Source organism: Nocardia noduli (genome assembly GCF_019038455.1).
GTDB lineage: Bacteria > Actinomycetota > Actinomycetes > Mycobacteriales > Mycobacteriaceae > Nocardia > Nocardia noduli.
Map to the genome: position 1 here is coordinate 15,713 of NZ_JAFMPL010000074.1, position 23,310 is coordinate 39,022.

Sequence of the window (23,310 nt, forward strand, 5' to 3'; positions counted from 1 at the left end):
TGCGAGCCGCCGACCTCGAGAAATGATTTGCCTCAGCGCAGTTTTAACTGGCACTCGCTATTCCCCGGCATACGCGGGTCGCCCGACGGATTGTCGTCGTCGCCGAGGATCCCGGCCCGAGTACCGGCGCCGGGGTCGTCAGCGGGAAAACGACGACACCGCAGGCCGCGCGGAGTCTGCGCGGCCTGCGGTGTCGTATCGACTACGCGGGCAGATCACCCGCCGTGATCCACCCCGCGACGATCGGAGCGATGGTCGCCGAATCCTCCACCCACCGGAAATGGTCGCGATGGCCGATGTCGGAATCCTCGTCGATATGCCACCGCGAGATCCGGGCGGCGGGCATGCGCGACACCAGGAAATCGACATTGGATTTCGGGCCGAGCACATCGTCGGACAGCGAGATCGGCAGTACCGGCAGCGTCATCCGCGACAGCAGACGGTTGTAACGGCGTTCGGTGCCCTTGGGACGGTAGTAGCTGGTCAGCGAATGCACCGACCAGTCGACCATGACCCCGCCCGCCATCGGCGCCGGGATGAGAACCCCGCCGGGCCAGTGGCCCTTCCACCGCGACACCAGGCCGATCCACTGGATCTGGCTCAACGCCTCGTACCAACGACGCGGGCCGAAAGCCCACCAGAACACGGTGCCGGTGCCGATCGTCACGACCCCGGCGACCTTCTCGGGTTCGGCCGCGGCGAACAGCAGGGCCAGCTGTCCGCCGAGGCTGTGGCCGAACAGGTGCAGCGGTGCCAGCGGAAACCGTTCTCGCACCGCCGCGACAAGTGCGGGCATATCGATTTCCAGCATTTCGCGATAGCCGAAATCGGTGTGCTCACCCAGCGTGGGCACGGCCTCTCCGTGCGCCCGCAGATCGCAGGTGGCGACCGAAAGGCCCTGGGCGTGCAACGACTTCGCCAACGCGAGATAGTTGCGTGCCTTCATCGCCATCGCGGGAATGATCAGCACCACCGGAGCGTCGGCTTTCGGACCGGGCAGGAATCGAACGGTGAAGGTCACGCCGTCCGACGTCGGCACCGACACCGACTCCAGCGCGGTGAATTCGGATTTCGCGGTGCGAGCCCCCGAGGTCACCGCAGTGCCTCCGTCGCCGTCACATCGCAGACGTAGTCGAAGGTGAATTTCGCGACCACGACATCGTTGTCGTCGAGCAGTATCGCCTTGCCCGCCAACTCGAACCGCCCGCCGCCGACCGCGCCGAGCACGTCGGCGCAATCGCGCTGATCCACGGTCGCGACGGCGCGGATGCGGCCCACCGCGGGCTTTCGGTAGGAGGCCGTTCCCGCACGAAGTACCAGTCGTTCGATGGTGAACAGCCGGGTGGCGGCCGCGCCGACGAACGCCGCGGCGCCCGCGATGTCGGCGGCGGTGAACAGCGCGCCCGCGTGCACCGTGCCCATGTGGTTGCGGACGGAGTCGACGGCCGGGATCTGCACCACCGCGCGGTCGGGGCCGATCTCGGTGACGAGGGTGCCGACCCGTTCGGCGAAGGGCACCATATCCTGCGAGACCGCGCGCAGGTATTCGTAATCGACGGCGTCGTAGTCGAGTTCGGGGTAGGCCGCCGCGAATCCGGCGATTTCTCGTGTGGTCATCTCTGTTGCCTTTCCTCGGTGGTCCGGGTTCAGCGCGCTGGACGCAATGCGCGGCGGGCGATCGACCACCGCAGCACTTCGGAGGGCCCTTCGTAGATCCGGAAGGCACGTGCCTCGACCAGGAACCGGGCGACCAGATGGTCCTCGCAGACACCGAGCCCGCCGTGCAACTGCACCGACCGGTCGAGCACTCGCCACACGGCCTCGGACACAAAGGTTTTCGCGATCGAGGTCTCGTGCTTGGCCTGCGAGGAAGCCGGACCCTGTTCGTCGATGGTCTCGGCGGCCTGACGGATCAGCCCGCGCGCCGCCGCGATATCGATCTCGCTGTCCGCGATCAGCCCCTGGGCCAGCCCGTGTTCGGCGATGGGCACACCGAAACCGGTGCGCGTGCCGATATGTTCGATGGCGAGCCGATGTCCGCGCACCGCGAGACCGAGCCAGTTCATGCAGAACACCAGCCGCGACGGAGCCAGCCGCACCTGCGCGAGCGCCAGTCCCTGCCCGACCTCGCCGAGCACCGCCGAATCGGCTACCTCGCAGTCCTCGAAGACGACCTCGCAGTGCCCGCCGGGCGCGCTGCTGTGATCCAGCGTCTGCATCCGCCTGCCGACCCGCATACCGGGATTGTCGGCGTCGACCAGGAACATGGTCGGTCCGTCGTTGGTGCGCGCGACGCAGATGGTGAAGGCCGCGCCCTGCGCGCCGGTGGTGAAATGTTTCGCGCCGTTGATGACCCAGCCGCCGTCGGTCTCCTCGGCGAAGGTGCGCAGCATGCTCGGATCCGAGCCCGCGCCCGGCGCCGGTTCGGTCATCGCGATCGCCGAGCGCACCTCGCCCGCCGCCAGCGGCGCCAGGTAGCGCTGCTGCTGTTCCGGGTCGGCCACGTGGGCGAGCAGGTGGATATTGCCGTCGTCGGGGGCCCACGCGTTGACCGCCAGCGGGCCGATGAGGCTGGCGCCTGCCGCCTCCAGCACGCGGGCCTGGGCGCGGGTATCGAGGCCGAGCCCGCCGTAGCGCGGGTCCGACAGCGGGCCGAACACGCCCGCCTCCTTGGCCTTCTTCTGCAATTCCAGACGCAGTGCGTCATCCATTACCCGGCCGTCGGCGACAACCTCTCGCTCGACCGGAAAGACGTGGTCACGGACGAATTCTGTGGTCTTTTCGACCAGGTGCGCCACTGAGGTCATGCGGCCAGTGTCGGTCGCGCCCGCACGGGGTGCGACGCGCGATAGTCAACGTCGATCGCGTGAATCGACTGCGCGAACCAGGTGGCTGCCGTTCGCGGCCCTCGGCGACAGTGGCCCTATGACCGACTTGCCGGTACGGATCACCGCCCGTCGTGACGAGGCCATCGCAGTGTTCGCACTGGAACTCGCCGCCGTGGACGGGGGCGAGTTACCCTCCTGGTCGCCGGGAGCCCATATCGATGTCGCGGTGGGGGAGCTGGGCGTGCGCCAGTACTCCCTGTGCGGAGACCCCGCCGACCGACGACGTTGGCGCATCGCGATCCTGCGCGAACCCGACGGCCGCGGCGGCTCGGATCTGCTCCACCACACCGCGAACCCCGACAGCGAACTACGGGTATCACTGCCCCGCAACAATTTCGAGTTGAAGACCGAAGATCGCTATCTCTTCGTCGCGGGCGGCATCGGGATCACCCCGATTCTGCCGATGGTGGCGGCAGCGGCGCGCTCCGGCACGCCCTGGGAGTTGTACTACGGCGCGCGCACCCGGCGGCACATGGCCTTCGCAGACGAAATCGGGAAGCGTTACCCGAACGCGAGACTCGTGGCCCAGGACGTCGACGGACTGCTGCCGTTGACCGCCATCCTCGATGAACGCGCCGACGCGACCGTCTACTGCTGCGGCCCGGAACCCCTGCTCGACGCCGTGGAAACCGCAGGGGCGCAACGCGGTATCACCGTGCGGACCGAGCGGTTCGTACCGCGCGCGGTCGACACGACCGCCGACCGAGCCTTCGACATCGAGCTCGCGCGCGACGGGCGCACCCTCCGGGTCGGTGCACGTCAGAGCATCGTCGACGTACTGGAATCCGCGGGAGTCTCCGTCGTCACCTCCTGCCGCGAAGGCACCTGCGGAAGTTGCGAGACACTGGTAGTGGCGGGGGAGATCGAACATCGCGATTCGATACTGACCGACGAGGAGCGGGCGCGCGGGAAAACGATCATGTTGTGCGTCTCGCGGGCCGGTTCCGATCGGCTCGTGCTCGATCTCTGACCCGCACCGGGGAGTCGTCACCGGCCCCCGGACCGACAACCGCAGGGAGGACGTCATGGTCGATATCGAGGCAACCGACCGGATCGTCACGCTCGACGACGATTTCTTCGCAGATCCGCACGCCCACTACCGGCAATGGCGCGAACAGAGTCCGGTGCACCGCGTCCGATTCCCCGACGGCGCGCTGCGCTGGGTGATCGTCGGGTACGCCGAGGCGCGGGCCGCCCTGTCCGATCCGCGTCTGCGCAAGGACGCGTTGCGCGTGGAGGAGTTGCTGAGCGCGAAACGGCGCACCGCCGCGATGAGCCCGCAGTGGCTCGCACTGACCACCCACATGCTCAATGCCGATCCGCCGGAACACAATCGGCTGCGCAAACTGGTCAACAAGGCGTTCACCGCCCGCAAGGTCGCCGAACTGCGGCCGCGCATCGAGGAGATCACCACCGCGCTGCTCGACGACATGTCCGCACACGACGAGGTCGACCTCATGGCGGAGTTCGCGACACCGCTCCCGGTCACCGTGATCTGCGAACTGCTCGGCGTGCCGTTCGCCGATCGCGCCGACTTCCAGGAGTGGACCAAGGCGCTGGTCGGCGTCCTCGGCCGCGACGAGGAACGCGCCCGCGCCGCCTCGGCGATGGTCGCCTACCTGCGCGACCTGGTACGGGCCAAGCGCGAGGATTCCGCCGAGGATCTGCTGTCGGCGCTGGCGCACGCCCGCGAGGACGGCGACCGGCTCACCGACGCCGAACTCGTCTCCATGGCGTTCCTGCTGTTGGTCGCCGGTCACGAGACCACCGTCAATCTGATCGGCAACGGCGTGCACGCGTTGTTGCGCAACCCCTCTCAGCTCGCCGCGTTGCGTGCCGACCCGTCCTCGGTCCCCGCGGCCGTCGAGGAGTTCCTGCGGTTCGACGGCCCGGTGGATATGGCCACGATCCGATACACCGAAGAGCCGGTGTCGGTGGGGGACACCGAGATTCCCGCGGGAGAACTCGTCTACGTCGCGCTGGCGGCGGCGAACCGCGATCCCGACCGATTCCGCGAACCCGATCGTCTCGATGTCGACGGCGACACCGGCGGTCATCTCGCGTTCGGGCACGGCATCCACTTCTGCGTGGGCGCGCCACTGGCCAGGATGGAGGCATCGATCGCGTTCACCGAACTGCTGCGGCGCTTTCCCGAACTGACCCTCGCCGAGGGCGCGACTCCGCACTGGCAGGCGAGCACCCTCATCCGTGGTCTGCACGACCTTCCGGTGCGACTGCGCCACTGATCGACCAGATGCGTCGCGGGTGACGCCGCCCCGACCGTGAACGGAATTTCGGCCGCGCGGGGGAGTAGCGTCACCGCCTGGCGGGACAGTCGATCCCGTCCACCGTCTCCGAGGAGTTGATGAGCGTGCGGGCGTGGGAAGCCTCGAATCCGGATTTCGCGGCGGCGGTGACGGGAGCGGTGCTCAGCATGCCCGCCGCGCGCCACCTTGGTTTCGAATTCGGTCGCATCGCGCCGGGCGAAGCGGAGATCATCCAGCCGCATCGGGTCGAACTCACCCAGCACGACGGATATTTCCAGGGCGGCGTACTCGGTTCACTGGCCGATTTCGCCGCCGGGTCCGCGGCGGGCACCCTGCTGAAACCCGGCTGGGTGAATATGACCATCGACTACACCGTCAAGATCCTCGCACCGGCGAAAGGCCCGACGGTGGCGGCCCGGGGGAGAGTGATCAAGCCCGGCGCGTTGATCACGATCGCGGCGGCCGAGGTGTTCTCGATCGGCGCCGACGGCGAAACCCTGTGTGCCACCGCGTTGGTGACCATGCGCAACGTGGAGTTGTTCAAGGCCTGAACACCCTGACGGCTATCGCGTCATTGAATTCGCGGCTCACCGGTTTACCGGCCCATCCGCGTGCGCGATGGTGTGCGTGACGTACACGCAGCTGGAGGGCGCATGTGTTCTGCCATTCTCGACATCTCCACGGCCACGGTCGATCCGGACGAATATCTCAGGGAGCTGATGGCGTGGCATTTCTCCGCCGACACCGGTAGTCCCTACTGGCTGCGCCGCGCGCGCACCCTCGATTTCGATCCCGTCACCGATATCCGCACCTTCGCCGACCTGACCCGTTTCCCGAACGTCATCGACGAGTTCCGTGACGTGGCGGTCGAGGATCTGATTCCCCGCGGGCTGACCGGGGCCGACGCGGAGATCGCCGGAATATTCGAGAGCGGCGGGACCACCGGGGCCCCCAAACGTTTCGTGATGTTCGAGCGGTGGATGGAATTCGCGCTGGGCTGGGACGAATCCCACTACGCGGACCTCGGTGTCGTGAACACCCTGGCCATCGCGCCGAGCGGCCCGCATATGTTCGGCGAGTTCGCGACCCGCCGGGCTCGCAGACACGACGGGGTCAAGTTCACGATCGATCTCGACCCCCGCTGGATCAAACAGCTGATCGCCCGCGGCGCCACCGATGAAGTGGAACGCTATGCCGAACATCTCGTCGACCAGGCGGCCGACATCCTGAAGTCCCAGTCGGTGGGAATCCTCATCACCACCCCGCCCCTGCTCGAACGGCTCTCCCGGCGTGAAGAACTCGTCGACGCGATCCGCAAACAGGTGAAATTCATCTGCTGGAGCGGAGCGCATATGGACGCCGATTCGCGCGACATCTTCCGGAACGAGATCTTCCCCGGGATTCCGCTCAAGGGTCTGTACGGCAGCACGACCATTCTGGGCATGTCACGCGAGCGCCCCGAGGAACACCCCGACGGGTTGGCCGTATTCGACACGCCCAGCCCCTATATCGCCTTCCGCGTCGTCGATCCGGAGACCGGAGACGATGTCGCCGTCGGCGAACGCGGACAGGTCGTCATGAACCACCTCACCAAATACGCGCTGCTGCCCAACAATCTGGAGCGGGATATGGCGACCGCGGTCGAGGCGTTGCCCGGTGCGCTTGGCTGTGCCGTCGCCGATGTCGGCCCGGTCCGAACCTTCAAGGACCACTCCGTGATCGAGGGCGTGTACTGATGCTCATCCACATCGACGCGCTCGGTCCCGCAGGACCGTTCCGCTCCCGTGAACGCAAACCGCTGACCTCGCTCGCGGGAACCCTGATCGGCGAGATCAGCCAGGTGCCGCCGCTGTATGTGCGACGCACCCTCACCGCCATGCGCGCGGCCCCGGTACTGCCGACCGCCGACCGGCTCGCGGCGCTGGAGAAGGCCGCCGAGATCTTCCTGCACGGCACCGTCGGCGGGCTCGACCCCGACGCCTTCGAGCGACTGGTCTCGACCGCGTCCGGCGTTCCCTTGGTCGTGGTCCGTCAGTCGGTCGCATGGGTCGCCGATGTGCTGCGTTCGCAGCGCGCGACCCGCGAACTGGCCATGCCGCGCGGGGCCGTGGACGAATGGCACGCACCGCAGACACTCGACGGCGCCGCCGTCTGGACCCGCAAGGGCGATATCTTCGCCGTGCACGCGGCGGGTAACACACCGGCCGTGCACGGACTGTGGCCCGAAGCGCTCGCCATGGGATATAAAGTGGCCGTTCGTCCTTCGACCCGCGAGCCGTTCACCGCGTTCCGTCTGGTGAGCGCCTTACGTGAGGCCGGATTCCCCGACGACGTCCTCACCCTGCTGCCCACCGACTACGACGCCGCCGACGTGATCATCGCCGAATCCGATTTCGCGATCGTCTACGGCGGACAGGACGTCGTGGACAAATACGCGACCAGCTCACGGGTGCTCACACAGGGACCGGGCCGTTCCAAGATCCTGATCACCGACGAGGTGGACTGGCGAGCCGACATCGACATCCTGGCGGCATCGGTGAGCCACCTCGGAGGCACCGCCTGCACGTGCGCGACGGCGATACTCGTCGAGGGCGATCCCGAACCCGTCGCCGTGGCGCTCGCGGAGCGGTTGCGCGCGATCCCGAGTCTGCCCGCCGACCACCCCGACGCACTGCTCACCGTGGGGACCACGGCCTCCGCGCACGAGGTCGACAGGTACCTGCACGCGGTCGCCGGTGACGCGACCGCGATTCTCGGCGGCGATACGATCGTCGACGAATTACCCTCCGGTGGAGCCGTTCTGCGCCCGGCGGTGCATCTGGTCACCAGCAGCACCGCACCGCAGTTGAATATCGAACTCGGATTCCCGTGCGTATGGGTCGGCCCGTGGAACGCGCGCGACGGTGTCGCGCCGCTGCGCGATTCGCTGGTGCTCACCGCGATGACGTCCCGCGTCGACCTGATCGACGCCTTGCTGGACGAGCCGTCCATCACCAACCTGTACCTCGGTGACAACCCGACGACCTGGCTGCGGCCGGGCGTGCCGCACGACGGGTATCTCGCCGAGCATCTGATGCGGACGAAGGGAATGATCAGGTCGGCGACGGTCCCGTAAGCAACTCCGCCGCACCGGAACACATGTCGGTGACCACATCCCGCGCCGATTCGACCGTGGTGATCATGCCGACGCCCTGCCCGGCGTCGATCGGCGCGATTCGCAGGTCGACGGATTCGGCCGCCGCGCGAACCGAACCCCGCGCCTCCCCGTCCGTGCGCAGAGCGTCCTCGTCACCGGCCCAGCGGTCGGTGAACTCGTTGCGCAGTACCCGGGCGGGGAAGCGCGTCGGCCAGGGAAGTTCCATGGCGATATCGAAGACGGAGGTGAGGACGGTGTCGCCCCCGTCGTCGGCGGCGATCATCGCCCGCCTGCCCGCGTCGTGGAGCAGCGATTCGGAGCAGGCGGCGAGTCGGGTGCCGAGCCACGCGCCGCTCGCGCCCGTCGCGAGCACCGCCGCGAGGCTCGCGGGGGAGCCGATCCCGCCCGCGGCCAGTACCGGAACCGACACGGCCTTCAGGACGGCGTCGAGCAGCGGCAATGTCGTCATCTCGGGAGCTCCGTGCCCGCCGCCCTCCGAGCCACGCGCCACCACGACGTCGATTCCGGCGTCCTCGGCCCGCCGCGCGTCGTCCGCGTTGTAGACCTGGGCGGCGGTGCGGATTCCCGCGCTCGCGATGCGGTCCACCCACGCGCAGTCGTCGGCGAAGCCGACCGTGATCAGCGCGGGCCCCGCCTCGATGGCCACATCGAGCAGTTCCGGTTCGGCCTCGAGGACCCAGCCGACGAGCCCGATGCCGAATTTCCCACCGAGTGAGTCGGTGAACGGGAGTTCGCGGCGCAACGCCGCGACCGACCCCGCACTACCCATGCCGATCAAACCCAGTCCGCCCGCCGCGGTGACCGCGGCGGCGAGTCGGCCGCCCGCGACCCCGCCCATCGGGGCGTTGACCACGGGGACGCGCAGGCCCCACGCTTTCGACCACGGGGTGCTCGGCTGTTCCGGTAGCGACGACATGCGTCCATGGCATCACACGGCGTCGCGACGGACTGTGCTCACCCCCGCACCTGCTCCGGTCGGTAGAGCGTGCGCTCCGCGGTGGTGACCAGGCGTTCTGTCGCCTCCGCGACGGTGAGACCGCGCCCGGTGACGAGCAGGTCCAGACTCTCGAAACTGCTCAGGGTCCACAGCACGTCGACGGCCCAGTCCACCGAGACGTCGTCGCGGAGCAGCCCCGCCGAGGCCAGCCGGTTCGCCAGGTGGGTGACGCCGCCGCGCCGGTCCTCCTCCATCGCCCGCACCGCTTCGGCGGCCGAGGACGGGTCTATGCGGTCCATCGCGTGCAGCACCCGGTAGATGTCGAGATCGCGGGACTTCATCCGGCCCGCCGCGGCCAGCGCCTCCCGCAGATGTTCGCGCGGATCGTCGGCCGCGACGGCCTCGGAGAGTTCACGCAGGCCGGTGCGCTCGTAGAGATCCATCACGAAGGCGTCGAAAAGTCCTGCGCGCGAGCCGAAGTCGACGTAGATGGTGGAGCGTGACACCTTCGCGGCCCGAGCGACCTTCTCCAGACTGACCGGCTCGGTCGGTGCCGCGCGGAGCTGCTCGCCGACGGCGTCGAGGATGCGTCGTCGCGTCTGCTCCGCGGCATCGGCCCGCACGACCTGTTCGTATCTGCGTGTACCCATGACGCCATCTTCGCATATTTCACTTGACAACCTGTCCGGCGGAAGTCGTATATTCGAGAAGACGACCTGTTCGATGAATTCGAGCGGGATCCCACCGACAGTCGTCGACGACGGCGCCGGACACTTTCACCCAGAGGAATCCCCATGGATATCGCGCTCACCGCGCTCTCGATCACCACGGCCGTCGCGCTGACGGGGTCGGCCGCGGCCACCCTGGCCCGCACTCCGGCACTCGTCGCCATCATCGCCGGTGTCGGATTCCCGGAACATCGGATGTGGTTACTCGGCGTGCTCAAACTCGCCGCCGCCGTCGGCCTGCTCGCCGGGCTCGCCTACCGACCACTCGGCATCGCCGCCGCCGTCGGCCTGGTCGCGTACTTCTGCGCCGCGGTATGGATGCACCTGCGCGCCCGGCGGTACGACCTCGCCGGACCGATCCTGTTCCTGGCACTGTCCGGTGCGACGCTGGTCCTGTCCGTCTACGCGACCGCATGAACCCGGCCGCGAAAGGAGAACGAATGTCCACCGATCGACTGCGATCCACCCGGTTTCCGAAATCGTCGCGGTACCACCCCGATTGGATCCGATCGAGTGTGAGCGGCGGAGCCAATTCGCTGTGGCTCACCGAATGGCTGACCGGCGCGATGGACCTGAGGCCGGGTATGCGGATCCTCGACCTCGGGTGCGGACGGGGCGCCTCGTCGGTCTTCCTGCACAACGAGTTCGACGTCGAGGTCTGGTCCACGGACCTGTGGTTCGACGCCGACGATCGGCGCCGCCGCATCATCGACGCCGATGCCGCCGACGCGGTCTTCCCCGTCCACGCCGACGCCCGCGCACTCCCGTTCGCCGCCGACTTCTTCGATGCCGTCGTCAGTATCGACTCGTTCCCCTACTACGGAACCGACGACCTCTATCTCGGCTACCTGGCACGATTCGTCGCACCCGGCGGTCAGATCGGCATCGCGGGCGCGGGCCTGTCCGCCGATTTCACCACGGTGCCCGATCACCTCGCACCGTGGTGGGAACCGAGCATGGCGTGCCTGCACACGGCCGCCTGGTGGCGTGAGCACTGGGCGCGCAGCGGAGTCGTCGACATCGAACGCGCCGACACCATGCCCGAGGGTTGGACGTTCTGGCGGGACTGGCAACGCGAGGTCTCGCCGAACAACACCGTGGAGATCGACGCGATCACCGCCGACGCGGGCCGTCACCTCGGCTACGTTCGGGCGATCGCACGCCGTCGCCCCGAGGTGGTGCTCGACGAACCGATCACGACGATTCCCACGCACTACGAGCGGCATCCGGTCTTCCGGTCGGATCCGGTCGACCGACTGTGATCCGTACGGGCTCACCGCGATCGACAGCGCCACGGTGCATGTTGCGGTATCGACCTGCGGCGGCATTAGGCTCACCCACCGTGAAAGACCTCGGCTCGATCCGAAATCCCGTCCACAACGGTCTGTTCCTGATCCTGTGTGACGCGCACGCACGATTCGGCGGCTGGGACGTCCACGGCGACGAACTCGCCGACGAGGGCAGTAAGTCCCTGGTGCTCGACGGCGCGCGCGCCTACGTCGAGGAGGCCCACGGCGACGGACACCACGCGGTCTATCGCGGCGATGACGGAACCCTGTGGATCACGCCACCGGTCGAGCCCGGGGTGCGGCCGATCCCACCGGACGGTCTGGAGCGCGACCCCAGAACCGAAACCGTCCCGGTGGGGACCGTCGATGTGCCCAGCGGAACCCTGGTCATCGCGTTGGCGTATCCGCCGCTCAATATGACGACCGACGGCGATCACGCGGGCGTCACCCACGGAGAAGGTGAACGTCTCGACGTGGTCATCGGGCCCTGCGCCCTGTCGATCACACGCGAGCACACCGCCGAGGGACAGGTCCTGGCGCTGCGCGTCGATTCCTGACGGGTGGACGACAAACGCCCGATACCGTCGGTGCTGTTCGGTGCGGACCTCTCGAGATCCGCGCCGCCGAATCAGCATGGCCCGCAGCACAACACCGACCACGGCGATCCGCAGAAGGCGATCCACGGACCGCCGATCCGCCACTCGCGACTGGAATTTCCGGGCCTTCCGGCGGCCGACAGCGGCGCTGGATCGCTGACGCCGGCCTGATCGTGCTGCGCACCGTCCGCAATCTGATGGCGGCAACGGCCCGGTCTTCAACGACGGCGGCCGACCGCAGTTTCGGTACGTCGGTGCGAATCGCGCGAAATGTCAGGCGCTGGCACCCTTGTCGGCACCGCGGATCTCCACGATCGGCAACCTCAGCGCAGCAGGGGCGCTCGCCGGCACTACCGGTCGCGCGGGGGCGATCGGTGAAATCCGCTGGTACCCCGCCTCTTGCGACGGGCGGTTGTCCAATTCGCCCTTGTTCGGCCAGTAGGCCGCCGCACGCTCGGCCTGCGCGGTGATCGTGAGCGACGGATTCACACCGAGATTCGCCGAAACAGCCGCACCGTCCACCACGCTCAGCGTCGGATAGCCGTAGACCCGGTGATAGCCGTCGATCACGCCGTGTTCCGGGTCGGCGCCGATCGCGGCCCCGCCGAGGAAGTGGGCGGTGAGCGGGATATTGAAGATCTCGCCCCAGCTACCGCCCGCGATGCCGCCGATCTGGTCGGCGACCCGACGTGTCACGTCGTTGCCGACCGGGATCCACGTGGGATTGGGTTCCCCGTGCCCCTGTTTGCTGGTCAGTTTGCGACCGAACACACCCCGTTTGGTGTAGGTGGTGATCGAGTTGTCCAAATGCTGCATCACCAGCGAGATGATGGTGCGCTCACTCCAGTTCTTGGTGCTGAGGAAACTGATCAGGTGCATCGGGTGTCGCAACACGAGCAGCACGAACCGCAGCCAGCGCGGAATACGACCGCCACCGTCGACCATGAGGGTCTGCAACAGGCCCATCGCGTTGGACCCCTTGCCGTACCGGACCGGTTCGATATGGGTGTCGGGGGTCGGATGGATCGAGGACGTGATGGCGACACCCTTGGTGAAATCGACGCCGGGCGTCACCGTCTTCGTCGCCGCACCCACGATCGATTCGGAATTGGTGCGGGTCAGCATGCCGAGCCGATCCGACAGCCCGGGCAATACGCCCTTGTCACGCATGTCGAACAGCAATTTCTGGGTGCCACGGGTACCTGCGGCCAAAACGACGTTGGCGGCGGTAAAGGTCTGGGGCCGCTTACGAACCCAGGCACCGGTACGGGCGGTCGACACATTCCACGTGCCGTCCGGCAGCGGCCGCAGATCCGTCACCGTTGTCATCGGAACAACCTGTGCCCCCGCCTTTTCGGCGAGATAGAGGTAATTCTTGACGAGCGTGTTCTTGGCCCCGAATTTGCAGCCGACCATGCAATCGCCGCATTCGACACACCCGGTGCGATCCGGCCCGACCCCACCGAAATACGGGTCGGCTACCGTTTCACCCGGTTCGCCGAAGAACACACCGACCGGCGTCTGCACGAAGGTGTCGCCGACACCCATATCGTCGGCGACCTTCTTGAACACCTCGTCGGCCGGGGTCATATGCGGATTGCGGACCACACCGAGCATTTTCTGCGCCTGCTCGTAGTACGGGGTGAGCTCGGCACGCCAATCGGTGATATCGCGCCACTGCGCGTCCTGGAAGAACGGCTCCGGCGGCACATAGAGCGTATTCGCGTAATTCAGCGAGCCCCCGCCGACACCGGCGCCACCGAGGATCAGCACATCACGCAGCAGATGGATCCGCTGAATCCCGTAACAACCCAGCGCTGGCGCCCACAGGAATTTGCGCAGGTCCCAGCTGGTTTTGGGCAACTCGTCGTCGGCAAAACGCTGCCCCGCCTCCAACACCCCGACCCGGTACCCCTTCTCCACCAGTCGCAACGCGGTGACGCTGCCACCGAATCCGGACCCGACGATCAACACGTCGAAATCCGTCGCACGCTGGTCCATATGGCACTCCTCGATCATCTCACCAGTGACAACGCCCACACTACTCCCGAGTAGGTTAGGTCCTCGCCCCCGGCTTTTCCACCCCGAGGAACGTTTACGGAACGCTTTCGGCCACGGACCGGTCCAGGACGCCGTGAAGTCCGGCGCCAACGTCGGCTGGTCGATGTAGTGCGCCCGGGTCACCGCGTTGCTCGCGTGACCGAGCTGGGCCGCGGCCAGATCGGGTCCGTGCTCGTGCGCGATCATGGTTGCCACCGTTTTGCGGAAGGTCTGTACCGTCACCCAGTCGAACTCCGGGCCACGGGCCTGCGACCACCGCCGGTTGAAGTCGCGCGAGTCCATGATGCCGTCGATGCGGTTGGTGACGATCAAGCGTTCCGCGTCGTCGGACGCCTCCGATGGAATCTCCGCGCGCAGTCGCAGGAGAAGCCGAGGATCGAACCACGCTCTGCCGAGAAGCTAATACCCAGCTCTCACTTCGCGAGGTCCGAGATCGCCACACCGTTCGAAGGCCGAACCTGTTGCCGTGAGGTGGATTGCACCCGCCCGGACAGACCTGTTGATTCCCTCCGAGCTGCAATAATTCAAGTATCTGTCTGGTTCCATCCCACTTCATCTCCACGGCCCACCCGACATGCTCCAGTGGTCGACGCGACGGCCAGCATCAGTGCCGGGTCGTCAACCATCCAGTCAGCTTATTTTTGGCAATCGATGCTGGGCGCTATCCGGCCGCACGGTTGTATGCCACAATACGAACGCCTGTTCGATTGCGAGGTGGAGGCGCGGTGGCAGGCGGTCGATCCGAAACACCACTGACCGGACTCGCAACGTCGAACAGGTCGCACGCCGTCTGGTCGGGGACCTTCTCGAGATGAACTTCGCGGAACCATGACGTCGTCGACCGGGGATCGGTCAGCTCGGTGCCGACGCGCCGCTGCATTCGGACACCCGTCAGGGCTTGAAAATCGTGATCGTCGGCAAAAATGGCGAAAGCCTCCGCGGCCAAAGCCGGTCAACGTAGGGACCTTTCGACCACGACGAACTCCACCTGAGATGTCGATGACCCTGTACTGTCCGTCCTCTAGGGCCGGTCCGCCCGGGAACTGCACAGCCACAGCGGTTCCCGGGACAGGCCGACCATCCGAGCGTGAGTCGCGCGACGGGCCCGACCGGCGCAGTCGCGGTGTTTGACCATTGTCGCGCCTGGACGCTCTCTACGGGAGTGAGGAATGCGAGCGACGATCCATCGTTGCCTGCTGACTCCTGACCTGCGCCTATAGTTGGATCGCAGAGCTGCGCCGTGGTCAGGGCTGCTTGGTTCGGCACGACGGCCAGGTCAAAGGAACGGTGCCGACTGTGATGACCGAAGCGAAGTCGCCGCGCCGCGGGACGGCCCCAAGGCGAAACTCTGAAGCGTGACCATCACCGGGTTCGGTGCTGGAGGAAAGATCCTCACCGCGTTCGCCGATGGATCGGCTCTGCAGTGGCTCATCAATTGAAGTTGTTCCTGATCGGCGGTTCTTCGGGGTGGTTCAGGCTGTATTGGGAATCCTGAATTTATGCGCGGTCAGGGGTTATCGAGGGTGGAATCGTAGGCGTAGTCCTCGGGGTTTGAGGGTGATCTGTTCGGTGACGTCGAGTTGGTAGTCGGGTTCGGGTTCGAGGGTGAAGGCGTGGAGGATGTGGGCGAGGGCGAGCATGGTTTCGTGGTAGGCGAATTGTCTTCCGATGCAGGCGCGTTCGCCGGTTCCGAAGGGTTTATAGGCGGCACGCACGTTGGGGTCGAGAGTGCGTAGTTTCTCCGGGAGGAATCGGTCCGGGTCGAATTCTTCGGCGTCGTGGCCCCAGCCGGTGTCTCGGTGGGCGGCGAGGGTGAGCACGAAGACCCAGTCGCCTTCGCGGAATCGGTAGCGGCCGTTGTCGATGGTGGTGTCGTGTTTGGCTTCTCGAAAGTATCCGGGCGCGATCGGCCACAGTCGCATGGTTTCGTCGATCACGCGGCGTAGGTAGCGCAGTTTCGCGACGTCGTCGTAGCCGATGTGGGGTTGTGTGCGGTCGGGCCAGCGTTCGTCGACCTCTGCGCGGGCGCGTGCTGCGATATCGGGTCGGGTGGCGAGGAAGTGCAGGGCGAAGGCGAGTACTCCGGCGGAGGTTTCGTGTCCGGCGACCAGGAATGTCAGGATCTGGTACCGGATGTTCTTCTCGTCGAGTGCGTCGCCGGTGTCGGGGTCGGTGCTGTTGAGCATCAACCCGAGAAGGTCGTCGGTGCGGTGGGGATCTTCGTGGCGGCGTGTGGCGATGACGTCGTCGACGAGTTTCTTGGCGAAGTCGACGTCGGTGGCGTACTGAGCGACTCGGCCGGGCGGGAAGCCGTGGATGAAGGGGGGCAGGTTGGCGTTGCGGTTGATGAAGCGCAGGCTGCGGGTCATCGCGGTGACGAAGGGGTGCTCGTCGGTGTCTGCGCGGGTGAAGGAGTCGAAGCCGGTGCTGAATCCGCAGCGTCCGATGACTTCGAGGGTGAATTTGTTGGTGTCCTCTGCGACGTCGACCCATTGATCGGTGCGCTGGGTCCAGTAGTCGACGAGTTCTGCGGCGGTGTCGGTCATGGTGCGGTGGTAGTTGCGCATCGCGGACTGGGTGAACGCGGGGGCGAGGACGTTGTGTGCTGTGCGCCAGGCGGGTTCGTCGTTGTAGGCGGTGAACAGTCCGTCGCGGGCAATACGCCGCATCAGCTTGAACAACGGGCTGAGGTTCTTGCGCCAATGGGTTTCGTTGTTGATCTCGGCGAGCAGGTCGACACCGGAGACGATGACGACCGGGTAGTTGATGATCCGCCGTTCGTAGATCGGCCCGAGCAGACGGGCATCACGCATCGCCGCCTGGGTGGGTTTGCCCGGTCGTACGGTCAGCAGATCCCCGATCAGGGGGAGTCGCAGCGGCGGGTGGGGTAGTTCCTGGACGGGACGGGCGGACAGATCGGTCAACGGGATCGCTCCTTGGTCGGTTGGTGTGTCGATGCCGGTCTGTGTGCCCGGGAGGCACTGGCAGCAGCGAGGACGTGAGGCCAGCGGTCGGCAAGGGCGAGTAGGACCCGTAGTTCGGAGTTCGGATCGTTGGCTGTCGACGGTGTGCGGGGCGCGATGCGGGCGGTATCCGGATCGGGTTGTGCTCCGGCGAATTTGGCGTCCAGCGCGTGGGTGACCAGAACGGAGTATCGCGAGATTCGGGTGCCGAGTTCCGTGTCGGCAACGGGATGGCCCTCGCCCGCAGTGGTGTCTACTCGCATGTATGGCCGCAGACCGAGCAGGGTGTCACGGATCTCGACGGTCATCCGGTGTAGCCGCGCCGCCGGTGGGTGTCGTGCGAGTTCGGCAGCGGGGTAGAGGACCAGCCCGGGAAACGCCGCGGTGAGATCACGCCACAGGGGATACAGACGGCGAGCGTGTCGGCTGGTCGTATCCCAGCCCAGGCGGGTGGCGAGCATCGCGAGCAGCGGGATCGCGGTGAACAGGGAGCACAGCAACGCCGAGAGGAAGAATGTGGCTGCTTTACGGCTCATCCGAGGGTCGTCGGGAAACGGCAGGTCGGTATAGGTTTGCAGCGCGGCAACTGTCGGGCCCGCGAGCGCGTCGCACAGCAACCCCGCCGCGGCGGCGAAGATCGCGGCGTAGACCAGCTTTTCGCGCCGGCCGAGGTCCTCGACCTGGAAATCGTGGACACAGATCCGCAGGACCGACACCGCGCACACCGCCAACGGCGCACCGAACACCGCCCAGAACACGACCGCGGGCCAGCCCAACGCTCGATCGATGAGCATTCCTTCTCCGCGGGCGGGGGTTCCGGCGATCAACACCGCCACGAACACCAGCGCGATCGTGAGATCGTAGCGGCGCTGCCGTTGCCGGGTCGTCGTCGGATCCGCTCCGTGCCACAGCCGGGCGATCCCGTAGATACCGGCCAGGATGGCCAAGATCGCGCCCAGCGACAGTTGATGCCACAGACTGGCGTAACGCGGGGCCAGATCGTGGTGGTGCAGCACCATCCCGACAACTCCCCAGATCAGCGACCGGTTGATCAGCTTGTCCGTCGTTGTCTGGTTGATCAGCCGGAACCGCATCGCAGTGACCACGGACTCGAGCACGATAACCGGTACCGTGACAGCGACAGGAAGCGCCGAGATCAACGCGGCCCGCTCCGGAAGAATGTGCCTCGCATCGGCGACTGAGACCTCGGCGGGTGGGTGGCGTGCAGCATCGCCGCATCGGCGAATGCCTCGGCCTCACGCTCGGTGTCGTCGCCGTAGGCGTCGCGGCCCAACACGCGTCGGATCGAATCACGCGCAATCGAGGGCATCAGCGCCGCCAACGCGGTACCCCTGAACGCATCGGCCTGCCCGGAGGGTTGCCGGTCGTGTCCCAGCAGCATGTGCCCGATCTCGTGCAACACGATGTGCTGGGCATGCCAGGGCGAGGTATCGCGATCGTAGACGATGATGTCGTCGTCGTGACGTGCGATCCACAGCCCGCTACCCGTACCACATCCGGCCCCACCCAGCATCGATGTATCCATCGCGGCCAACTCGATCGGGCGCCCGCGATACTCGGCTACCGCGGCGATATAGGCATCCAAGTCCCATGGGCCAGGAAACGGCACCACGACCGAAAGCTCGCGAAATCGGTCCCCCATACTCGACATTCGATCGAACTCTCCCGGGACCACGAACCTGCGAGGGGCCACCCCACGGACTTCGCGATCCCGCACACTCGAAGCCCGCCCTCCGAACAACGCTCACCTGACCCTACCGGTCGCTCGACAACCCCGCACGACCAGACAGGTACTGCCAGAACAGAACTCGTAAGTGTACTTTCGCCGTTGTCAGCGGTCGGTGCTCGGTCCGGAACGCTGATGCGATCCATCGGTGACAGCGGCGAATCTTCCGCCGCGAAACCCCTCGTGGGCAGACCTTCGCCGGTGCGACCGAAATCGATCGAGCCACCTGTCAGTACGCCACTTACACGCCGTCCCTTCACATCGGAAGAATTATTCCGAATGCGGACCGGTCGCATTCCTCGGTAATCGAAAGATTACCGAGCGATGAGACCAAAAAATTCAGCCGATCGGAAGCTATCGATAATATTCGAGTGAATAGTGGAAGTCATCGGATCGAACAGTCGGAATCGATGCAAGCGGTGCCGCCGCGTCCGGCTCCCTGCTCGCGTCGTGGTGGGCGAGGGCAGCGGTCAACTGCTCGGCTCCGCTCGGTCGCGGGCCTGGCATGGCCGAGTTCGGGCAGGTGTTTGTAGAGCGTCGAGCGGGAGCGCGCGAGGAGTCGCGCGGTCGAGGACGCTGATTGGTCGGGTGCACCCGCCTGATGTGCCGGTGTGCTGCTTGGACTCGACTCGCAGGATCAGATCGGCTCGAGCTGTGGCGCTTCCGCGAAGGTGACCGGAACCGTCTCGCCCAGAACTGATTCCACGTCGAAGGCATCGGGGTCGCCGTGCAGTTCCTCGATGCGCTCGTGCCTGAAAGGTTGGTGGTCGCAGGTCAGGTTCGCGCGGATTCTTCGATCCACAGGCGCGCATCCAGGGCTGCGAACGCCGCCTCGGCCTCGTTGCGGTGAGCCGGGTGGTGTCCTCGGCGAGTTCGAACCCGGCGTCGTAGAGGCAGGTCACCACTTTGGCGGCGACTTGCTCGGCAACGGCTGTCCGTCCGGGTGTACCCGGGGCGCCGTCGATAGATTCTCGGGTGAAAACGGCCGTTTCGGCCCGGTAGTGTCGATCGGCATGGCCACGCCCGAGATCGAGCAGGCAATGACCTGGACCGCCGTCATCGGCACCACGCCGGTCGTGATCGTGCTGCCCCGATTCCGTAGCGTGCACATCGCCGAATCCGGCACGCTGGCTACCGCGGACGCCTGGACCACCGCGCTCACCGAACACGGCGCCCAGCCGATGCGCGATACCGATTTCCTCGGCGATCCGGCACCGGGCTGGACGGTCACCATCGGCGCGGGTGTGACCACGGTGCGGATCACCGGCCCGACCGGACTCGGCGAAATCTACTCCGGCGGACTGGAAGCTGATACGCAGTGGCGCGAGCGGGTCGCGGGTCTGCATCACATCGGCACGGGCCTGATCGTCATCAGCGGCACCGCCGATCAGCTGACTCCGGACGCCGCGCTGGAAATGGTGGAGGCCGAACACGCGGTGTGGATTCGCGCCACCACCGAACTGGGGTAAACCCCCACCGCGTGTGGTCCTCAGCCGCAATCAGTTTGTCTCGCAACGTGGCATCAGAGTTCTCTCTCAGAATCGTGGCATTCCCCAGGCCCACCAAATGTCTGCGATGGACTGACAGCGCATCCTCGTTCTGATACGCGCCTGCCCAAATCTGTCAGGTCTTGCGAGAGCAGAGGCCACGGAAGTGTCATGTGCTGTGGTCCACGAGCGTGGCGAGCCCTTCGCGGCTGCTGATTCCAGTGCGTTGAGATGCCCGGAACAGATGTCCCTCCACGGTTCGGATCGAGGTGACGAGTTGTTCGGCGATCTGTCGGTTGGTCAGCCCTGCGGCGACCAAGGCGATCACTTCGCGTTGCCGCGCGGTCAGCGGGCAGGGACATCGCAGCGATCGTAGTGCGGGTGTGGCGGCGCCGGTCGCCGCGGAGAGCCGTTCGGCCGACGCTGCCGCGGTCAGCGCAGCACCGCGAAGACCACGGTCTCGCAACAGGTTCGCCGCTTGAGCGAAGGTGTCCGCCGCGGCGATCCGGTCACCGAACTGCTCATAGCGTCCGGCGGCCTCGCACAGTCCGTCGCAGTCACCGGTCTCCAAACCGGTGGCGTGCAAGGCGGCGGCCGCGACCCGCGGTCCTTCGACGATCGCTACGAGCTCGGTGAGGCGTCGCGCTTGGTTCCGGTCGCCGAACTGGACCGCGGTTTGTCGGCAAAGGACTTCGTGGGCGAAGAAGTGTTGCCCGCGCGCTATTTCGGCAGCCTCGACAGCGAGCGATACAGCGCGGCTGGTAACCCCAGCTGCGGCACCAACCCAAGACCGAGTGACGAGCAGGACACTAGGCGGGCTCAGCGCCGCAGCGACCGAACCCGGCGCCCGGTACTCCTGCGACAGCGTCGCTGCGGTCTCGTCGTCGCCGCTCATCGCGACAGCGGTAATTTGGCACAGCAACGCCCACGTCTGTATCCAAGTCGATTCCGCGACGACGTTCACCGCTCGAGCTTCGCGGCACCGCTGGACAGCCACGGCCAGATCTCCATGAGCGATCGCGACGAGTCCTTCGATGAACGCCCAGTAGGAATACGCCAGGGGGAACTCCAACTGCTCGCGAGTGAGTTGGGCGACCAGATCAGCGGCCTGTGCGAGGTAGCCGCCGGTGTAGAGCCCTACCAAGTGATGAACACTGTGCAGCAGATGGGCGGTGGCCGAACGAGTGGAGTTTCTGCCCATCACATAGCCGCGCTCGGCGGGCGCGGCCATAGCGCTGTAGCGGCCCAGCATGGCGTTGCCCGCTGTGAGCGCGATGAGGGCAACTACCTCGAAGTCTTCGCTGAACAGCTCTGCCGAGTCCAGTGCAGCCTGTGCCGCCTCGACCGCGCATGCCGGGTTGATCTGGAAGGCTTCTCTATACGCCAGCGCTGCGTCGTAGATGCCTCTCAAACCCACTGCGGCGGCGTCGTTCTCCAGCGCCGCGACGCAGTTGCCTTCGGTCGGTGCCACCATCGTGTCTTTGATAACGGCAGCAAGTACCGCCATGGCGACACGCCCTCGCGGTGACTTGGCCGATGCTGCGAGCATGGTGGTGACCTCGTGTGCCTCGCGGAACCGTTGAGTGTCGACCAACCCACCGACGTGTGCCCGGTTGGCGCGGTACCCGCCTCCGGCCGTGACGGCGTTGTGAGCGAGGCGTTCAGCGGTGATCGGATCCGACAGTCGCAGCGCTGCGCGAGCCGCATCGATCAGCAGGTCGCTGTCAGGGGCGAGATCGGACCCACACATGAGCACCGCCCGCCGGACCAGCATGACCGGTCCGCGAGCATTGTCCTGGCGTGCCAGTTCGCGTGCGACCTCGCCTCGTAGTGCCTGTAACCGGGTAGGAAGGCAGCGTGCTCGACGTACCTCCCCGAGCAGAGGGTGCGCCAGCCGTGCTACCGCCGGTGCTGCGTCGGTGTCGATGACGATCAACCCGGCACGGTGGGCGGCTTCGACCGCGTCCGGATCGCACAGCGCGGTGAGCACCGCGACCTCGAGCGGGTCAGCGACCGACATCAGGTCCACCACGGCCAGCGCGTGAGCCGGTTGACGGGCGATGCCGGCATCGATCAACTCGGTCAGGGGCGCCGAGATCTCGGGGCGTCCCTCCCACACCCACACCCCGTCTCGTTCGCTCAACCGGCCGTTGGCGCGTTCGCCCTCGACCAGATGCCGCAGGTGCAGCACGTTGCCGCGGGTGAAACGCCACAATCCCGCAGCGGCGGAGGATTCGAGGTGGCCGCCCAGCGTGCGGGTGAGCAGATCGGCGGTCTCCTCTTGTGACAGCGGTTGCAGATCCAGCCGTGCGATGAGTTGGTCCTTCCACAACCCTGTCACCGCGTCGGGGGCGGGTTCGCCGCTGCGCATCGTCAACAGCACATCAGCGTGCGAATGCCGCACGATCTGGTGCAGCACGAGTGCGGACTGCTCATCGAGCAGGTTCGCGTCATCGATGACCAGGAGCACGCGATCCCCGCTCCCGTCGCCGGTCAGTGCGTTGACGACCGAACGGATGCGTCCTACCGAGTCATGGACGTCGGTCTCGACGACGTCGGCGAAAACCCCCAATGGCACCGACTGCGCCGATCGAGTAGCCACGAACCAGCGGCACCACCGCCCCTGGCCCTGCCAGTAAGCGAGGACCTCTGCGGCCAGACGGGTTTTGCCGACACCGGCCGGGCCCGAAAGGACCACGCCGTGGGCTGCGGGAGTAGTGGATTCCCGCAGTCGGTCCAGTTCCTCGGCCCGCCCGATCAGCGGCCACGCCGCCTCCATCGTCTCAGAATAATCGTCGACGGCACCGGACGAGGCCAGGTCACGCAATCGTATCGTCATCGCCGCCCTCGAGCGCGGATCGCGGCGAGTTTCACCTCGGCCATCGCCAATACCGACCCCACCGCTGCCACGTCCAGGGCCAGAACCTTCGCGATCACCTCATCGGTTACACCCGCAGCGCGTAGCCGCAGCGCCTCCAGATATGGAAACGGCAGTCGATCCATCGCCCATCGATCCCGCTCGTCCTCGTCCATCAGCCCACCCCACGACCTTTCTGCTCTCGACTAACAGATCAGTTCAGAATGAGTTTGCGGAGGCAGATGACCGCGCAGGCGAGGCTGAGTAGGGCTTGGTGGATGTCGGCGCGGCGTTCGTAGCGGATACGCAACCGTTTGAACGCGTGTAGCCAGG

General features: G+C 66.4%; 22 protein-coding genes and 1 pseudogene. 9 read left to right on the forward strand and 14 right to left on the reverse strand.

Translation table 11 applies throughout. The annotated features are described in order from the left end of the window. Nucleotides 1-202: 202 nt before the first annotated feature. The 3 genes from JZ792_RS29055 to JZ792_RS29065 are packed head-to-tail and all read right to left on the reverse strand — an operon-like array spanning nucleotide 203 to nucleotide 2,807. Nucleotides 203-1,096, reverse strand: coding sequence for an alpha/beta hydrolase family protein (locus tag JZ792_RS29055; protein ID WP_216915409.1), 894 nt, complete (start codon nucleotides 1,094-1,096; stop codon nucleotides 203-205). Further along, a complete protein-coding gene (locus tag JZ792_RS29060) occupies nucleotides 1,093-1,617 on the reverse strand; it encodes a YiiD C-terminal domain-containing protein (RefSeq protein ID WP_216915411.1) in 525 nt (174 codons plus the stop codon). Before JZ792_RS29060 ends, JZ792_RS29055 begins: the two co-directional genes overlap by 4 nt. Nucleotides 1,618-1,646: 29 nt before the next feature. Then, complete coding sequence (locus JZ792_RS29065; protein ID WP_216915413.1) at nucleotides 1,647-2,807, reverse strand: acyl-CoA dehydrogenase family protein; 1,161 nt, start codon at nucleotides 2,805-2,807, stop codon at nucleotides 1,647-1,649. A 118-nt stretch (nucleotides 2,808-2,925) separates the two neighbouring features. On the opposite strand from JZ792_RS29065, the gene JZ792_RS29070 reads away from it, so the two are divergent. The 5 genes from JZ792_RS29070 to JZ792_RS29090 all read left to right on the forward strand — a co-directional run bounded on the left by JZ792_RS29070 (nucleotide 2,926) and on the right by JZ792_RS29090 (nucleotide 8,270). Next, nucleotides 2,926-3,858 (forward strand): PDR/VanB family oxidoreductase, encoded by a 933-nt coding sequence (locus tag JZ792_RS29070; protein WP_216915415.1) that lies wholly within the window; start codon nucleotides 2,926-2,928, stop codon nucleotides 3,856-3,858. A 55-nt stretch (nucleotides 3,859-3,913) separates the two neighbouring features. Continuing rightward, nucleotides 3,914-5,134, forward strand: coding sequence for a cytochrome P450 family protein (locus JZ792_RS29075; protein WP_216915417.1), 1,221 nt, complete (start codon nucleotides 3,914-3,916; stop codon nucleotides 5,132-5,134). Between the two features lie 119 nt (nucleotides 5,135-5,253). Next, entirely contained in the window at nucleotides 5,254-5,706 is a 453-nt protein-coding gene (locus JZ792_RS29080; protein ID WP_216915419.1) for a PaaI family thioesterase, read from the forward strand. 102 nt (nucleotides 5,707-5,808) lie between these two features. After that, a complete protein-coding gene (locus tag JZ792_RS29085) occupies nucleotides 5,809-6,891 on the forward strand; it encodes an AMP-binding protein (protein WP_216915421.1) in 1,083 nt (360 codons plus the stop codon). Next, nucleotides 6,891-8,270 (forward strand): aldehyde dehydrogenase family protein, encoded by a 1,380-nt coding sequence (locus JZ792_RS29090; protein ID WP_216915423.1) that lies wholly within the window; start codon nucleotides 6,891-6,893, stop codon nucleotides 8,268-8,270. Before JZ792_RS29085 ends, JZ792_RS29090 begins: the two co-directional genes overlap by 1 nt. Here the strand turns inward: JZ792_RS29090 and JZ792_RS29095 are convergent. After that, on the reverse strand, nucleotides 8,248-9,228 hold the full coding sequence (locus tag JZ792_RS29095; protein WP_216915424.1) for an NAD(P)H-dependent flavin oxidoreductase: 981 nt from the start codon (nucleotides 9,226-9,228) through the stop codon (nucleotides 8,248-8,250). The two genes, JZ792_RS29090 and JZ792_RS29095, sit on opposite strands and share 23 nt — an antisense overlap. A gap of 38 nt (nucleotides 9,229-9,266) precedes the next feature. Further along, entirely contained in the window at nucleotides 9,267-9,899 is a 633-nt protein-coding gene (locus tag JZ792_RS29100) for a TetR/AcrR family transcriptional regulator (protein WP_216915426.1), read from the reverse strand. A gap of 144 nt (nucleotides 9,900-10,043) precedes the next feature. On the opposite strand from JZ792_RS29100, the gene JZ792_RS29105 reads away from it, so the two are divergent. The 3 genes from JZ792_RS29105 to JZ792_RS29115 all read left to right on the forward strand — a co-directional run bounded on the left by JZ792_RS29105 (nucleotide 10,044) and on the right by JZ792_RS29115 (nucleotide 11,823). Further along, the gene (locus JZ792_RS29105) at nucleotides 10,044-10,394 is read left to right on the forward strand and encodes a DoxX family protein (RefSeq protein ID WP_216915428.1); all 351 of its coding nucleotides are present in this window, start codon (nucleotides 10,044-10,046) and stop codon (nucleotides 10,392-10,394) included. Nucleotides 10,395-10,417: 23 nt separating this feature from the next. After that, nucleotides 10,418-11,239, forward strand: a complete 822-nt coding sequence (locus JZ792_RS29110; RefSeq protein WP_216915430.1) for an SAM-dependent methyltransferase — start codon at nucleotides 10,418-10,420, stop codon at nucleotides 11,237-11,239. 80 nt (nucleotides 11,240-11,319) lie between these two features. Continuing rightward, a complete protein-coding gene (locus JZ792_RS29115) occupies nucleotides 11,320-11,823 on the forward strand; it encodes a hypothetical protein (protein ID WP_216915432.1) in 504 nt (167 codons plus the stop codon). A 312-nt stretch (nucleotides 11,824-12,135) separates the two neighbouring features. Here JZ792_RS29115 and JZ792_RS29120 read toward each other — a convergent pair whose 3' ends face one another. The 6 genes from JZ792_RS29120 to JZ792_RS29145 all read right to left on the reverse strand — a co-directional run bounded on the left by JZ792_RS29120 (nucleotide 12,136) and on the right by JZ792_RS29145 (nucleotide 19,435). After that, the gene (locus JZ792_RS29120; RefSeq protein WP_216915454.1) at nucleotides 12,136-13,863 is read right to left on the reverse strand and encodes a GMC oxidoreductase; all 1,728 of its coding nucleotides are present in this window, start codon (nucleotides 13,861-13,863) and stop codon (nucleotides 12,136-12,138) included. Nucleotides 13,864-14,584: 721 nt separating this feature from the next. Further along, complete coding sequence (locus JZ792_RS29125; protein ID WP_216915434.1) at nucleotides 14,585-14,869, reverse strand: hypothetical protein; 285 nt, start codon at nucleotides 14,867-14,869, stop codon at nucleotides 14,585-14,587. 568 nt (nucleotides 14,870-15,437) lie between these two features. Further along, a complete protein-coding gene (locus tag JZ792_RS29130) occupies nucleotides 15,438-16,847 on the reverse strand; it encodes a cytochrome P450 (protein WP_216915437.1) in 1,410 nt (469 codons plus the stop codon). Then, complete coding sequence (locus tag JZ792_RS29135; protein WP_308165500.1) at nucleotides 16,844-18,004, reverse strand: MAB_1171c family putative transporter; 1,161 nt, start codon at nucleotides 18,002-18,004, stop codon at nucleotides 16,844-16,846. The genes JZ792_RS29130 and JZ792_RS29135 overlap by 4 nt, the downstream gene beginning before the upstream one ends. A 38-nt stretch (nucleotides 18,005-18,042) precedes the next feature. Further along, nucleotides 18,043-18,432 carry an ImmA/IrrE family metallo-endopeptidase gene (locus JZ792_RS29140; protein WP_254190505.1) on the reverse strand — a complete coding sequence of 130 codons (390 nt, stop codon included), beginning with the start codon at nucleotides 18,430-18,432 and terminating at the stop codon, nucleotides 18,043-18,045. 838 nt (nucleotides 18,433-19,270) lie between these two features. Beyond that, nucleotides 19,271-19,435 carry a hypothetical protein gene (locus JZ792_RS29145; RefSeq protein WP_216915442.1) on the reverse strand — a complete coding sequence of 55 codons (165 nt, stop codon included), beginning with the start codon at nucleotides 19,433-19,435 and terminating at the stop codon, nucleotides 19,271-19,273. A 211-nt stretch (nucleotides 19,436-19,646) separates the two neighbouring features. Between JZ792_RS29145 and JZ792_RS29150 the strand changes: the two genes are divergently transcribed. After that, nucleotides 19,647-20,102, forward strand: coding sequence for a hypothetical protein (locus tag JZ792_RS29150; protein ID WP_216915444.1), 456 nt, complete (start codon nucleotides 19,647-19,649; stop codon nucleotides 20,100-20,102). A 187-nt stretch (nucleotides 20,103-20,289) separates the two neighbouring features. On the opposite strand, the gene JZ792_RS29155 is transcribed toward JZ792_RS29150, so the two are convergent. The 3 genes and pseudogenes from JZ792_RS29155 to JZ792_RS29165 all read right to left on the reverse strand — a co-directional run. Beyond that, nucleotides 20,290-22,899: a LuxR C-terminal-related transcriptional regulator gene (locus tag JZ792_RS29155; protein WP_216915447.1), complete on the reverse strand. Its 2,610-nt coding sequence runs from the start codon at nucleotides 22,897-22,899 to the stop codon at nucleotides 20,290-20,292. A gap of 56 nt (nucleotides 22,900-22,955) precedes the next feature. Beyond that, complete coding sequence (locus JZ792_RS29160; RefSeq protein ID WP_216915449.1) at nucleotides 22,956-23,153, reverse strand: hypothetical protein; 198 nt, start codon at nucleotides 23,151-23,153, stop codon at nucleotides 22,956-22,958. 38 nt (nucleotides 23,154-23,191) lie between these two features. After that, a pseudogene (locus JZ792_RS29165) lies at nucleotides 23,192-23,310 on the reverse strand (IS5/IS1182 family transposase); the annotation flags it as partial.